Annotated in this window: 13 protein-coding genes; 11 read left to right on the top strand and 2 right to left on the bottom strand. The window is 65.1% G+C overall.

What is annotated here, in order from left to right; genetic code table 11:
* Positions 1-182: 182 nt before the first annotated feature.
* Positions 183-2,198 (bottom strand): beta-galactosidase, encoded by a 2,016-nt coding sequence (locus VIK36_RS18050; protein ID WP_324643058.1) that lies wholly within the window; start codon positions 2,196-2,198, stop codon positions 183-185.
* Between the two features lie 176 nt (positions 2,199-2,374).
* Here VIK36_RS18050 and VIK36_RS18045 point away from each other — a divergent pair, with 176 nt between their 5' ends.
* From VIK36_RS18045 to VIK36_RS18025, 5 genes are read left to right on the top strand one after another with little or no spacing between them, the layout of a single operon-like run.
* On the top strand, positions 2,375-3,664 hold the full coding sequence (locus tag VIK36_RS18045) for an ABC transporter substrate-binding protein (protein WP_324643057.1): 1,290 nt from the start codon (positions 2,375-2,377) through the stop codon (positions 3,662-3,664).
* A gap of 50 nt (positions 3,665-3,714) precedes the next feature.
* A complete protein-coding gene (locus VIK36_RS18040) occupies positions 3,715-4,668 on the top strand; it encodes a sugar ABC transporter permease (RefSeq protein ID WP_324643056.1) in 954 nt (317 codons plus the stop codon).
* Positions 4,665-5,582, top strand: a complete 918-nt coding sequence (locus VIK36_RS18035) for a carbohydrate ABC transporter permease (protein WP_324643055.1) — start codon at positions 4,665-4,667, stop codon at positions 5,580-5,582. Before VIK36_RS18040 ends, VIK36_RS18035 begins: the two co-directional genes overlap by 4 nt.
* Before the next feature lie 10 nt (positions 5,583-5,592).
* Positions 5,593-6,225: a Poxvirus protein I5 gene (locus VIK36_RS18030; RefSeq protein WP_324643054.1), complete on the top strand. Its 633-nt coding sequence runs from the start codon at positions 5,593-5,595 to the stop codon at positions 6,223-6,225.
* A 2-nt stretch (positions 6,226-6,227) separates the two neighbouring features.
* The gene (locus VIK36_RS18025) at positions 6,228-7,499 is read left to right on the top strand and encodes an MFS transporter (RefSeq protein WP_324643053.1); all 1,272 of its coding nucleotides are present in this window, start codon (positions 6,228-6,230) and stop codon (positions 7,497-7,499) included.
* 41 nt (positions 7,500-7,540) lie between these two features.
* Here VIK36_RS18025 and VIK36_RS18020 read toward each other — a convergent pair whose 3' ends face one another.
* On the bottom strand, positions 7,541-8,746 hold the full coding sequence (locus VIK36_RS18020; protein WP_324643052.1) for a Gfo/Idh/MocA family protein: 1,206 nt from the start codon (positions 8,744-8,746) through the stop codon (positions 7,541-7,543).
* 255 nt (positions 8,747-9,001) lie between these two features.
* Between VIK36_RS18020 and VIK36_RS18015 the strand changes: the two genes are divergently transcribed.
* From VIK36_RS18015 to VIK36_RS17990, 6 genes are all read left to right on the top strand, one after another.
* Positions 9,002-9,670, top strand: coding sequence for a YesL family protein (locus tag VIK36_RS18015; RefSeq protein WP_324643051.1), 669 nt, complete (start codon positions 9,002-9,004; stop codon positions 9,668-9,670).
* 122 nt (positions 9,671-9,792) lie between these two features.
* Entirely contained in the window at positions 9,793-11,322 is a 1,530-nt protein-coding gene (locus tag VIK36_RS18010; protein ID WP_324643050.1) for an extracellular solute-binding protein, read from the top strand.
* Positions 11,323-12,297 (top strand): ABC transporter permease, encoded by a 975-nt coding sequence (locus VIK36_RS18005; RefSeq protein ID WP_324643049.1) that lies wholly within the window; start codon positions 11,323-11,325, stop codon positions 12,295-12,297.
* A 2-nt stretch (positions 12,298-12,299) separates the two neighbouring features.
* Positions 12,300-13,172 (top strand): carbohydrate ABC transporter permease, encoded by an 873-nt coding sequence (locus VIK36_RS18000; protein ID WP_324643047.1) that lies wholly within the window; start codon positions 12,300-12,302, stop codon positions 13,170-13,172.
* Positions 13,173-13,206: 34 nt separating this feature from the next.
* Positions 13,207-13,935, top strand: a complete 729-nt coding sequence (locus VIK36_RS17995; protein ID WP_324643045.1) for a rhamnogalacturonan acetylesterase — start codon at positions 13,207-13,209, stop codon at positions 13,933-13,935.
* Positions 13,935-14,606, top strand: coding sequence for a DUF1961 family protein (locus tag VIK36_RS17990; RefSeq protein ID WP_324643044.1), 672 nt, complete (start codon positions 13,935-13,937; stop codon positions 14,604-14,606). The genes VIK36_RS17995 and VIK36_RS17990 overlap by 1 nt, the downstream gene beginning before the upstream one ends.
* Positions 14,607-14,667 lie beyond the last annotated feature (61 nt).

Here is a 14,667-nt window from a genome sequence, read left to right as displayed (position 1 = left end):
ACTGTTGCCGCCCCCACAACCGCATCCATAGCCAGAGTCTTCCAGCACCCTCCGACAATTCAGGCCGCCCAAAACCGCTATGTGGAAAACGTCACCACTGGCCGCCCTGGGCCCGCCCCCGAAACGGAGGCGGCGGCACCCAAGGGAGGGTGCCGCCGTCGAACGTTCCGGAACGTGCGTATCTAGCCCTCGGCAACCACCGCCACGCCGCCTGCCGGCACTGTGCCCACAAACGACTCACCCGTCAGCAGATTGGTGCCCGTGGCGGAAACCGAGGCAGCCGAACGCGTGTGGTTGATGGCGAACAGGAAGCTTTGTCCGTCGGCGGACATCCGGCGGACCAGCTCCACCCCGGGATCGGCGTCGGCAGCCGGCGTAACCCCTGACTCGGCGAGCAGCCGGTCGAGGACGGCCTCGATGCCATCGGGGTCGGGGAAGGTGGCCAGATACCAGGCTGCCCCGGAACCCACGGCCCGGCGGGTGAGGGAAGGGACGCCTTCCAGCGGGTACCCGGTAAAGGTCTGCACCGCCTCCGCGCCGGCCAGATGGACATGCTCGCTCCACACCGAGGAGACCGTCCCGTCACTGAGCTTCAGCTGCGACCCGGCAAGCAGGGGGTGGAACTCCTCCACGCGCACCCCCAAAAGGTGGCGGAACGCTCCGGGATAACCGCCCAGCCGCACGTGGTCCTGCATGTCCACGATCCCGCTGAAGTAGCTCACCAGCACCGTGGCACCGGCAGCGGCGGCAGCAGCGATGTTGGCGGCGTTCCCATCCGAAACCGCGTACATGGTGCACACCAGCACCAGGTCATACCCATCCAGTGAAGCAGACGGGTGCACCATGTCCACGGAGATCCCGCGGAGGAACAGGGCGCGGTGGAACGCCCGCAGCAGGTCCAGGTACTTCACGTCGATACTGGGCTTCGAATCGATCTCGCTGGCCCACCACGCCTCGTAGTCGAAAACAATGGCGGCTCGGGCCTGCACCCGCGAACCGCGCACGGGCTCCAGCCGCTTCAGCGCGGCGCCGAGGTCCACCACCTCGCGCCACACGCGGGTGTCCCGTCCGCCGTGCGGCACCATGGCGGAGTGGAACTTCTCCGAGCCCGCGAAGCTCTGGCGCCACTGGAAGAACATCACGGCGTCGGCCCCGCGGGCCACGTGCGCCAGGGAGTTGCGCAGCATCTCACCGGGCATCTTGGGCTGGTTGCGGGGCTGCCAGTTCACGGCCGACGTCGAATGTTCCATCAGGATCCACGAGTCGCCGCCCGCAATGCCGCGGGTAAGGTCCGCGCTGAACGCGAGTTCCACGTGCCGTTCGGGGTCCGCCGCCACCAGGTAGTGGTCATTGGCGATGACGTCGAGGTCCTTGGCCCAGTCGAAGTAGTCCATGGACTTGGTGGCGCTGGAGGCCATTAGGTTGGTGGTGCAGGGAATGTCCGGGGTCACTTCCCGCAGCACCGCCACGAGTTCCCGGTAATAGTCCATCAGCGCCCAGGAATTGAAGCGCTGGAAGTCCAGCTGCTGGCCCGGATTCAGCGTGGACGGCGCCACCGAGGGCGGCAGGATGTCAGCGAACGAACCGTAGTTCTGGGACCAGAACGCCGTGCCCCAGGAGGCGTTGAGCGCATCGATACTCCCGTACCGGCGCTCCAGCCAGGCACGGAAGGCGGCGGCGTCCTCCTCCCCGTAGAACTCCGAGACGTGGCAGCCCAGTTCGTTGTCCACGTGCCACAGGGCCAGCGCGGGGTGGTCCTTGTACCGTTCGGCCAAAACGCGCGTGATGCCCGCGGCGTAGCGGCGGTACACGGACGACGACGGCGTGTAGTGCCGCCGCGAGCCCGGTCCCAGCACGGTCCCGTCAGCCGTGACGGGCAGGATCTCCGGGTGCTTGCGGACCATCCAGGCGGGGGGAGCAGCGGTGGCGGTGGCCAGGGCCACCTTCACGCCGATCCCTGCGAGGTTGTCCATCACTTCGTCCAGCCACCCGAAGTCATACCGTCCCTCGGAGGGTTCCAGCAGCGCCCAGGAGAAAATCCCCACGCTGAGGAAGTTCACGCCCGCTTCCCGCATCAGGTCCAGATCTTCCAGCCGGACGCACACCGGCCACTGCTCAGGGTTGTAATCACCACCGAAGGCCAGGCCCTCAACCCTGTTCCAAACGCTCGAAGGGGAGCTGGTTTCCTGCTGTGTCATGTGACTCCTTTGTCTGCTCGCAAGGCGGAACGGGGGCATTGGCCAGCCGTTTGGAAAACGCTTGCCCAATTCTGGGAATGCCGATATTGTATCGTTTCAGAAGCCGTGTAAGCCAGCTCACTACTCACGTTGTAGGCAGAGCGGAAGGGCAACACACATCGAGCAAGGAGGCTCCCGTGATCAACAGAAGGCATTTCCTCACAACCGTGGCCATCGGCACCGCATCTGCCGCAGCCCTGTCGGCCTGTGGGAATGGATCCAGCTCTTCCGGACAGACCGGATCGGCCGACAAACCCGTCACCATCAACTACACCTGGTGGGGCAACGACGACCGCGCCGAGCGCACCCGCAAGGCCATTGCCCTCTTCGAGTCGAAGAACCCGGACATCAAGGTCAACGGCAACTTCACGGACTTCGCCGGCTACTGGCAGAAGCGCGCCACCGAGGCCGCCGGCGGCGGTCTTCCCGACGTCATGCAGTGGGACCTGTCCTACCTGCGGGACTACGGCCAGCGCAACCAGCTCCTGGACCTGGGCACGGTCAAGATCAACACTGACGCCTTCGAAAAGTCGCTCCTGCCTTCGGGCCAGATCAAGGGCAAGACTTACGGCATCCCCACCAGCACCAACGCCTTCGCGGTCTACTACGACCCCGCCAAGCTGGCATCCCTGGGTATCGCCGAGCCGGACGGCAGCTGGACCTGGTCGGAATACCAGGCATTCCTGAAGGAAGTCGGGGACAAGGGCAACGGGACCCTGTTCGGCTCCACGGATTTCACGGGCGTGTGGTGGCAGTTCAACATCTGGCTCCGCCAGAAGAACATCCAGGCCTTCAACAGCGATGGGAAGCTTGGTTTCAGCAAGGACGACCTGAAGACCTGGTGGAACCTCAACTCGGAGCTTCGCGGCACGCAGGCCCTCGTCCCGGAAGACAGGGTAACCCAGCTCAAGCCCAAGTCGCCTTTCGGTTCGAACGTCACAGCCTCTGAGGTTACCTGGGACAATTTCATGGCGGGCTACCTGGCCGACAGCGGGGCCAAATCACTCAAGCTTGTTCCGGTGCCGTCGGACGACCCGAACAACCTGGGCCTGTTCCTGAAGCCCTCCATGCTGATGGTGGCCAGTGCCAAGACCAAGTTCAAGGACGCCGCCGCCCGCTTCATCGATTTCATGGTCAACGACCCCGAAGTAGGCCAGATCTTCAAGACCTCCCGCGGCGTTCCGGCTTCCAAGACCCAGCGGGACGGCACCACGTTCGAAGGCGCCGACAAGCTCGTGGTGGACTACGAGAAATCAATTGCGCAGTACCTCAAGGACGCTCCGGAGCCGCCGATCGTTGGCTTCGGCACGCTGGAAGCGTCGTTCGGCCGGATCGCCTCCGACCTCAACTACGGCAAGGTCACGGTTGACGGAGCCGTCGACGCTTGGTTCAAGGAAGCCGAAGACCTCATCAAGCAGAACGCCTGATCCGGCGCCATGCCCTCCCACCCAGGTTTTACGACTGACGGAATGATCTCGTGACTCAAACCCCAACCCTGAGCAGGCGCCCGGCGTCGTCCGGCTCCCCGCTGCCGCGCAAATCGCGGCAGCGGGGCTCGGACGCCCGCGCCGGCTATACCTTCCTGCTGCCCTGGTTGCTGGGATTCATTGCCCTCACGGTGGGGCCGATGATTTCCTCGCTGTACCTGTCCTTCACCAATTACAACCTGTTCGAGGCGCCCAAGTGGATCGGACTGGACAACTACACCACCCTGTTCCAGGACGAACGCTTCCTGCAGTCCGTGGGCGTGACCGTGGGCTACGTGGTGTTCGGTACCCCCTTGAAGCTCGCGGCGGCACTGGCGGTGGCCATGCTGCTGAACAGCAAGCGCCGCGGCCAGGGCTTCTACCGCTCTGCCTTCTACGCCCCGTCCCTGATCGGTGCGTCCGTCTCCATCGCCATCGTCTGGAAGGCCATGTTCGGCGATTCCGGCCCGGTGGACCAGGGCCTGTCCTTCTTCGGGATCAACCTGGGCGGCTGGGTGGGCAACCCCTCGATGACCATGCCGATGTTCATTCTCCTGACCGTGTGGCAGTTCGGCGCCCCGATGGTGATCTTCCTGGCCGGCCTCAAGCAGATCCCCGGTGAGCTCTACGAGGCAGCGTCGATGGACGGTGCCGGCCCGGTGCGCAAGTTCTTCAACATCACCTGGCCCATGCTCTCCCCGGTGATCTTCTTCAACCTCCTCATGGAAACCATCCACGCATTCCAGATCTTCGCGTCGGCCTACATCATTTCCAACGGTGACGGCGGCCCCGCCGGATCCACCCTCTTCTACACCCTCTACCTGTACCTGCGGGGCTTCAGCGATTTCCGGATGGGCTACGCCTCGGCCATGGCGTGGCTGCTGGTGATCGCGGTGGGCATCATCACGCTGATCTTCTTCCGCACGTCCAAGTCCTGGGTCCACTACAGCGGTGATTCAAAATGACAACCACGGCAACGCCAACACAGTCCACACCGGACGCCGCCGCCCCGGCCTACAATCCGAAATCCGAGTCGATGGGGGCTAAACGGGCCAAGAGCGCCATCTTCCACCTGGTGGCCCTTATCCTCACTGCCATCGTGCTCTATCCCGGCCTGTGGATGATCGCCTCCTCCTTCAAACCCAACTCGGAGATCGGCGGCCAGAACACGTCGCTGTGGTCAAACAACTTCAGCTTCGATAACTTCGTGACCGCCATGGAGGGGATCGGCGGGGTCTCCACCCTGCAGTTCTTTACCAACTCGCTGATCCTGGCCCTCGGTGCCGTCGTCGGGACCATCCTGTCCGCGAGCGTGTCGGCGTACGCGTTCGCCCGGATCAACTTTCCCGGCCGCAGCCTGTTCTTTGGCATGATGATCGCCACCCTGCTGCTGCCCTTCCACGTGGTGATCATCCCGCAGTACATCATCTTCCAGCAGCTGGGCCTGGTGGATACCTACGTCCCGCTGCTGGTCGGCAAGTTCCTGGCCGGGGACGCGTTCTTCGTCTTCCTGATGGTCCAGTTCATGCGCGGCCTGCCCGCGGAACTGGATGAAGCCGCGAGGATCGACGGTGCGGGGCACGCCCGGATTTTCGGATCCATCATGCTGCCGCTGATGAAGCCGGCCCTCATCTCCACCTCCATCTTCTCCTTCATCTGGAGCTGGAACGATTTCCTGGGCCCGCTGCTGTACCTGAACACCCCGGACAAGTACCCGCTGCCGCTGGCCCTGCGGCTGTTCGTGGACCAGACCCAGTCCTCCGACTACGGCGCGATGATCGCCATGTCCGTCCTGGCCCTCCTGCCCGTGCTGATCTTCTTCCTGATCTTCCAGCGCTACATCGTCGAAGGCGTCTCCACCCAGGGACTGAAGGGCTAGGAAAAGGAAGATGAGCGTCATGGACAGCACCACATCCGCCCCAGGCCACGAACCAATCCCGGTGAACCGGTTCGCCCTGTTCTCCGAAACCCTCCTGACGGGGGTGCTGGTGCTGGTGCTGTCCATACCGCTGGCTACCATCCCCGCCGCCTACGCGGCCGGGACCGCCCACCTTGAACGGCACCTCAATGGCAGGGACGATTCCGTCAGGGGGTTGTGGGGCCTGTTCAGGGCTGCCCTGCCGGGCAGCTGGAAGCTGGGAATCACGACGGCGGGAGCCGGCGTCGTGATTGTCCTCAACCTCCTGCTCGCATGGGTGGGGCAGCTGCCGGGCCGCGAAGTGGTCCTGCCGGCCACGCTGATACTCGCCGGCTGCGGCGCCGTCCTGCTGCTGCGCAGCGCATCAGCCTGGTCCGACGCCACGGCTTCAGGTGCCACGGGCAAGGACACCTGGCACCAGGCCTTCCAGGTGGGTAAGGACATCTCCCTGCGTGATTGGACGGGATCGCTGCTGCTGGCGGCCGCCCTGTTCTGCGCCGTGGTGTTTGTCTGGATGCTCGCCGCGCTCTTCGTCGTGGTCCCCGGTAGCCTGATCCTTGCCGCCGCCGCAGTGAAACTGCGCTCCAGCCGCGCCCGACGCTGACCGTGCCGTCCCGCCGCACCCGTCCCGCACCGTCTGCACGCCCGAATATCAGCCAGCCGCGCTGGTACCACCCCCTTAAGCAGCACAACTACCGGCTCTTTCTGGGCATGCAGCTCGCCGGCAGCCTTGGCGTCTGGATGCAGCGGCTGGCGCAGGACTGGCTGGTGCTGCAACTGACGGGGAGCCCGGCCGCGGTGGGGGCCGCCGTCGCCCTTCAGTTCCTGCCCATGCTCGTGGTGGGGCCGCTTGCCGGACTGGTGGTGGATATCTTCCCCAAGCGCAGGATCATGATGGTGTGCCAGTCCGTCATTGTGCTGCTCGGCCTTGGACTGGCGGCCTGGGCTGCAAGCGGCACCATTACTGTCTGGGTTGTTTACGCCAGCTGCATGGCGCTGGGCATCACCGCGGCGGTGGACCAGCCCACCCGCCAGGTCTTCGTCAATGAAGTGGTGGGCGACGCCGCCCTGCGTCCCGCCATCGGACTGAATAACGCCCTCGCCCAGCTGGGTGCCATGGCCGGCCCCGCGGCGGGCGGCGTGCTGATCGCACAGGCAGGGCCGGCCGCCGCCTTCGCCTCAAACGCACTGATTGGATTGGTGGTGCTGGTCCTGATCGCCGGCATCCGGCCGCACGAACTGCATCCCGGTACACCCGCCGAGCGGGGCCGCGGGCAGGTGCTTGCCGGCTTCCGCTACGTCCGTGAACGCCCGCGCCTGCTGCTCCTCATCCTGCTGGCCGGCCTGCTGGGCGCCTTCGGCATGAACGGGCCGGTGGTCCTCGCGGCCTTCGCCCAGGAAGTGTGGCACAACGGCGTGGAGGGCTTTGGCCTCTTCAACATGGTCAGCGCCGGCGGCGCCCTGGCCGGTGCCCTCCTGGCAGCCCGGCTGGGGACCATGGGGCGCAGGGGCATTGTGGCCGCCGCGGGCCTTTTTGGCCTGTCCCAGCTGGTGGCCGCCCTGATGCCCACCCTGGCGTTGTTTGTGGCGATGCTGGCGGTGGTGGGCATCATGACGTTGCTGTTCCTCACCAGCGCAGCCACGGCCGTCCAGCTCGAGGCCGGGCCTGCCATCCGCGGCCGGGTGATGGCCCTGTACCTTCCGCTCCTGCTGGGCGGCCACGCCTGCGGCGGCCTCCTGGCGGGCTGGTTGACCGAACAATTCGGCGTCCGGACCGGGCTGGTGGCCACCGGTGGACTGGGCATGCTCTCCGCGGCCGTGGTGGGCCTGCTCCTGTGGCGCCATGGACGGCGCCGGAGGGTTGCTGCGCGGGAGTGAAAGACCCGGCGGCTGGCTGCGCCGCCGGGTCCTGAAGCGCATCAGGACGCAGGGATGTCGAAGACCACCGGCGCGGCCACAGCCCAGGGGAGCCCAATCTCGCTGAACGTGGCATGCTGCCGGCCCGCGCGCTCCAGGGCTTCCTCGATGCCCACCACCACGGCATGCGCAGCGTCTCCTTCGCCTTCCCAGTGGACGCAGGCGGGATCGATGGGGGCGGGCGGCGGTGCGGTCCGGATGGCTTCCAGCACCAGCATGAAGGCTCCGCTGTCCGCCAGGCTGCTGGTAAGCGGAACGCCGTGGCCGCGGTGGGCCAGGAGATTCTCCGTCAGGTCGTCCCGGGCGAAGGTTTCCTCCGTGCGGCCGGCCGCCGACTCCACCGTCAGGCGGTCCTCGGTGTAGTGGAACACAGCCGTGCCGGCCGAACCCTGCAGGGTGACGTACGGTTCAACGGATTCCGGGGCACAGATGGTCAGGGCGCAGGTGATGGGCAGGCCCGCTGCGGTGCGGATCCGGATCACGGAGGTGTCATCGGACTCGATGTCATTGGCCCGGTACAGCTCGGTTTCCACGGACGCGAGGTCTGCTGTGGTGCGCGCCCCGGCAATCCGGAGGGCGGTTGCCACCGCGTGCGCCAACGGGTTGGTGGCCACGCCATCCACCACATCCACGCCGTTAATGCTGCGTTTTCCTGCCCAGCGGGAGCGCGTGTAGTAGGCCCTGTCCCGGACCCACCGGCCGGTGGCGGAGATGCCCTCCAGTGTTCCGATGGTCCCGGCGGCGAGCAGTTCTTCGATGGCTCCAAGCGCGTGCGAGCCGAGGCTCTGGAAGCCGATCTGCACCCCGCGGCCTGACCCGGCGGCTGCCGTGCGCATCCGGTTGAAGTCGGCCAGGGAGGCGACAGGTGGCTTTTCAAGGTACAGCTCAGCGTCAGTGGCCAGGGCGGCCAAGGCCAGCGGGGCATGCGTCTGGATGGGGGTGGCCACGATGACCAGGTCCAGGTCCCGGGTAGCGGTGAGGAGCTCCCCGAGCCCCGGGTAGACGGCGGCCGACGGCGGGAGGGTGCCGGGTGCCGGCGGCTGCGGGTCCGCCACGGCGACCAGGCTGACACTGCCTGCCGCCTGCAGGCGCTGGAGGTTCCGCAGATGGTGGGTGCCGAAGCCGTGCACTCCCACCAGTGCAACCCGTGCCGGGGCTGTTGCTGAAGCTGCGGCGGCGCTGCCGGCGGCTTCCGTTGCCGTTTTCATGGATCTCCGTTCTGGCCACTGGCACCTGCCTTGCGGGCACCTGCATCATGAGCGCGAGCGTCGAGGCAGCAAGCGCTTTCCAGCTTTTAGTGTGCGGCAAAGAGGCGGCCGCAGTCCAGCAATGTAACGATTCAAATTTCCGCTTGACCGAGGACGGGCAGCGGGTCTACATTTTCGAGAAACCGATTACCAGCGTGATGCGGGACACTTTCCGCTTCGCCTCTGCAACGATGGAGAACAGAAGGGAGCCGTGCCATGCTGTCCGGGACCTTCAGTGCGCGCGCCTACTCATTTTTTGACACGCTCGTATGGATTGCCGGCCTGAACCTGCTGTGGATTGCCTTTACCCTGCTGGGTTTTGGCATCTTTGGTGCGGGCCCGGCCACCGCCGCGGCACAGATTGCGGTGCGCAAGCGGGCTGCAGGCAATGCTGTTCCGCTGCTGCGGGAGTTTGCCTCCGCATACTTCCGCAACTTTGTCCGGGCCAACGCCCTGGCTTTCCCGGTCATGGCCATTGCGGCGGCCCTTGTCCTGAACTGGAACTATTTTTCCGGAGGCAGGGGAGTCCTGGCGCAGTTCATGGCCGGCGGCATCCTTGTTGCCGCAATCTTCCTGGCGGGGGCCGTTTGCTACGTGTTCCCGATGTATGCCCGGTACGAGCTGACCTTGCCCCAGTACCTGCTGATGTCATCCCGGTTCGCTGTGCGGCACCTGGCGGGAACGGTCATCCTGCTCTTTGTCTCCGCCGCGGTACTTTATGCCAGCAGTTGCCTTCCGGGCCTGGTTCCATTCTTCAGCATCGGGGCCTGGCTCTACCTCACCGGCTGGTTGTGTGACCGCTTCTTCGCGGCCAATGACGAGTCGGTGGCCGCGGCGGGGGAGCCTGCCGCGCGCACCGCCCTCCAAGGGGCTCCCGCCGCCTGACATCCTTCGCCGCCCTGGTTGCTTCCGGTGGGTGCAACCTTGTGCCGGCGTAGGAATGAAACGTATCAAAACCGTGGGCCAGCCAGCCCAACAAACCTCAAAGAAGTGGAAAAGGACGAAATATGATCCATCGCAAACTCTCCCTGGCCGCCGCCGTCGTAACTGCCACGGCGCTGTCCCTCACGGCCTGCAGTGGCGGGGACGCCCCGGCAGCGGACCTCACGTCGGTGTCCATCATGGCCCCGTTCCTGGAGGCCCAGCCGCCCGCAGCGGACGGTGCAGTCCAGAAGAAGCTGGAGGAGCTCACGGGCAAGCAGGTCAAGATCAACTGGGCGCCGAACGCCTCCTACGAGGACAAGACCAACATCACGCTGGCGGGATCCGACATCCCGCAGGTCATGGTGATCCAGGGCAAAACACCCGGCTTCGTCAAGAACGCCCAGGCGGGCGCGTTCTGGGACCTCACCGACAAACTGGACAAGTACCCCAACCTCAAGACCACCTTTCCGGATATCCAGAAGAACGCCAGCGTCAACGGCAAGGTTTACGGCGTTTTCCGCGGCCGCTCCCCGATGCGCGCGGCTGTCATGTTCCGGCAGGACTGGCTGGACAAGCTGGGCCTGCAGCCGCCTAAGACCACGGAGGACCTGTACAAGGTGGCAAAGGCCTTCACCGAGCAGGATCCGGACGGCAACGGCGTCAATGACACCTACGGCATCACCATCCCCAAGTGGGGTGCGCTGGGCACGAACAGCCCTTACGACCTGATCGAGGAATGGTACGGCGCCGGGAACCGCTGGACGGAGCGGGACGGGAAGCTCATTCCCAGCTTCGAGACCGACGAGTTCCTCGAGGCAGACCGGTTCATCAAGAAGATGGTTGACGAAAAACTCATCAACCCGGACTTCGCCACCTTTGACAGCACGAAGTGGAACGAGCCGTTCTTCAATGGCAAGGGCGGCATCATCGTCGACGTCGATTCCCGCGTGAGCGTGCTCATCAACCTTTTCAAGCAGGCAGACCCCGCCAACTTCCAGAACAAGGTGGGCTTCGTGGGCAACCTCGAAGGCCCGGACGGCAAACTGCGCGCCCACCCCACCGACGGCTACTCAGGCTTCCTTGCCATCCCCAAGGCCAGCGTCAAGAGCGAGGCTGAACTGGACAAGGTCCTGGCCTTCCTCAACACCATGAACGGCAAGGATGTTGCGGTCCTGCTGAACAACGGCATCGAGGGCGTGAACTTCACGGTGGAGGCCGGCAAGGCGGCCACCATCAAGCCGGAGACGCCGGAGGGCAAGGCCGTCACCACCGACATCAAGAGCTACGCCCAGCTGGGCATGAACGCTGCCGGCAACCAGTTCTACCCCGTGAAGCAGGCCTCCGACTACGAACAGCAGGTCTTCGACAAGCGCACCGACGTCATGGCCGAAGACCTCAAGAGCGCCATCTACAACCCGGCAGCGCCCTACGTTTCAGCCACCTACGTGGCCAAGGGTGCCCAGTTGGACAACATCGTGGCCGACGCGCGGATCAAGTACCTGGCCGGACAGATCGACGAACAGGGCCTCAAGGATGCCATCAAGCTGTGGGACACCAGCGGCGGCAACAAGGTCAAGGAAGAAATCAACAAGCTCTGGCAGGACAACAAGTAAATGGCAGCCCCTGTCATCGACACCCTCGCCGGGGAGCGGACGCGCAGGACCGCGCCCGCTCCCCGGAACGGGGGCAGGTTCTCCGTCCATTTCGCCCACTACAAATGGCTGTACCTGTTGCTGCTGCCCGGCGTGGTGTACTTCGCGGTGTTCCGCTACGCCCCCATGTACGGGGTCACCATCGCCTTCAAGGACTACGTGCCGTTCCTGGGCGTGAACGGCAGCCCCTGGGTGGGGTTCCGCAACTTTGAAGACTTCTTCGCCAACCCGGACTTCCCCCGGCTGCTGGGCAACACCCTGATCCTTGCCTTCCTGAACCTCGGGGTGGCCTTCCCGCTGACCATCATCCTGGCGCTGCTGCTGAACGAGGTCCGGCTGTCCATCCTCAAGCGCACGGTCCAGACGCTGGTGTACATCCCGCACTTCCTGTCCTGGACCATCGTGGCGTCGCTGAGCTTCCTGCTGTTTGCCCTGGATATCGGGCCGCTGTTCCAGTTCCTGAACAACGCCATGGGCACGCACATCGACTTCCTGTCAGATCCTGCCTGGTTCCGGCCATTGATCGTGCTGCAGGAGATCTGGAAGAACACCGGGTGGGGCACCATCATCTTCCTGGCCGCCCTTTCAACCGTGGACCAGGACCAGTACGAGGCCGCGATCATCGACGGCGCCGGCCGGTTCCGGCGCGTCTGGCACATCACGCTTCCGGCGATCCGTTCCACGATCATCGTGATGCTGATCCTGGCCATCGGGCAGATGCTCAACACCGGGTTCGAACAGATCTACCTGATGACCAACGCGCTCAACCGTGAGGTGGCGGACGTCTTTGACACGTACGTCTACTTCGTGGGCATCACCCAGGGCGCCTACAGCTACTCCACCGCCGTGGGCCTGTTCAAATCCCTGGTGGGCATTGTGCTGATCTTCGGCACCAACTGGCTGGCCAAGCGATTCAACCAGAGCGGACTGTTCTAGCCATGAAAATCCACAACACCCGCAGCGGCCGGATCTTTGACGCCGCCAACTACGTCTTCCTGTCCCTGATCGGCCTCATCACCCTGTTGCCCTTCGTGTACGTCTTCGCCGGATCGTTTGCCACCGAAGCAGAAATCACGCGCCGGGCATTCTTCGTCTGGCCCGAACAGTTCACCCTGGGCTCCTACGAATACATCTTCGCCACCCCGGCGTTCGTGCGCGCCCTGGTGACCACCATCCTGGTCACCGCGGTGGGCACGCTGGTCCAGTTGGCCTTCACCGTGACCATGGCCTACCCGCTGGCCAAGAAAACCCTGCGGGGCAGGAACGCCATCCTGTCCCTGGTGGTCTTTGCCATGGTCTTCTCCGGCGGCATGATCCCCACCTTCCTGCTGGTCAAGGACCTGGGCCTGCTCAACTCCTACTGGGCCCTGATCCTGCCCGCGGCCATCAACCCGTTCAGCCTGATCATCATCAAGAACTTCTTCCAGGAACTCCCTGCCGAACTGGAGGAATCGGCCAAGATGGACGGCGCCACCGAGATCGGGATCCTGTGGCGGATCCTGCTGCCCCTGTCCAAGCCGGTCCTGGCCACTTTCGCGCTGTTCTACGCCGTGGGAATCTGGAACGACTTCATGTCGCCCCTGCTCTACCTGAGCGACAACTCCAAGTGGACCCTCCAGATGTACCTGCGCCAGGTCACAGCGGCCTCGGACCTGCTGGGCACGGGCAACGTTGACCCCAACTACATCCCGCCGGAACAGGGGATCAAGTTCGCGGTGATCGTGGTGGCCACCCTGCCCATCCTCATCTTCTACCCGTTCCTGCAGAAGCACTTCGCCAAGGGCATGCTCATCGGCTCCGTCAAAGGATGACCCTGCCCGCGGGCATCAAAGGAAAAGAACCACTATGAAAATCCTGCTGGCCGGAGACTCCACCGTTGCCAACTGTCCCACGCACGAGTTCCCCATGAGCGGTTGGGGAGCGCAGCTGGCACCCCTCACCTTCACGTGGGGAACGGTACACAACTTCGCCAAGGGCGGCGCCGACACCGAATCGTTCCGCACGGAGGGGCTCTGGGCGGAGCTGCTCACCGCAGCAGGCCCGGGCGACGCCGTGCTCATCCAGTTCGGCCACAACGACCAGAAGAAGCCGCACCTGGCCGCCCGCACCGGTTACGCGGCCAACCTGCGAACCATGGTGGGGGAGGTGGGCGCCCGGGGCGCGGCGGCGGTGCTGTGCACCTCCGTGGAGCGCCGGCACTTCCTGGGCGGCGGGCACCCGGGCGAGGGACCGTCGTCGGACGTCCCTGCAGAGAGCCTGGAGGACTATCCGGAGGTGGTCCGTGAACTGGGCCAGGAGCTCGGGGTCCCCGTGGTGGACCTCAACGCGTGGACCCGGCACCTTTATCTCCGGCTGGGCCGGGAAGGATCCAGGGAGCTCTTCTGCCACTTTGCGCCGGGCGAGCACGCGCATTGGCCCGGTGGCCTGGCCGACAATACGCATTTCTCCCGGCACGGTGCTTCGCTGGTGGCCGGGGAGGTGGCCCGGCAGCTGCGCGGGCAGGGGTACGGGCCGGCTGGCATCGCGGAGCCGGCCAGTACCAAGGCAATGAGGACGACGGCGGGACGCGCCTAATGGGGGCCGCAGCGGTTAAGGAGCGGGTCCTCTACAGCAACCCGCTGGCTGGGCCCGGGGATGTGACTGGATGGGTAGCGGAAGGACCGTTGCGCCACGACAGCCACGAGGGTGCCCTGGAGCTGTCCGGCGCGCTGGACGACCAGGAGTTCGGCGACCACGCGCACTGGACGTTGTGGTGCCCGGTGGAATTTCCGGACGGCATCCGCATCAGCTGGGAGTTCCGGCCGCTGGCCGAGCCAGGCCTGGCCATGCTGTTCTTCGCGGCCACCGGACGCCGCGGGCAGGACCTCTTCAGTCCGGCCCTCGCGCCCAGGACGGGCCACTACCCGCAGTACCATTCGGGCGACATTGACGCCCTGCACGTCTCCTATTTCCGGCACAAATACCCGTCTGAGCGGGCGTTCCGCACCTGCAACCTGCGCAAGAGCGCGGGTTTCGAACTGGTGGCGCAGGGCGCGGACCCGTTGCCGCCCGCGGAGGACGCCACGGACTTCAACCGCCTGGAACTGGTGAAGGACGGGCCCCTGGCAGCGTTTTCCATCAACGGGCTGCTGCTCTTCGAATGGCAGGATCCGTCGTCGAAGGTGCTCGGCGGCGGCCGGATTGGTTTCCGGCAGATGGCCCCGTTCCGGGCAGCCTACCGCAACCTCGTGGTCACAAAGCTGTAGCACCAAAGAGAAGATGGGCGGCCCCGGAGGGCCGCCCATCGTGTCGCTGCAATAGCCGCTT

This window comes from Pseudarthrobacter sp. LT1 (genome assembly GCF_035621795.1).
GTDB lineage: Bacteria > Actinomycetota > Actinomycetes > Actinomycetales > Micrococcaceae > Arthrobacter.
Note: the sequence above shows the minus strand (reverse complement) of the source record. Positions and strands in the feature narration are given on the sequence as shown.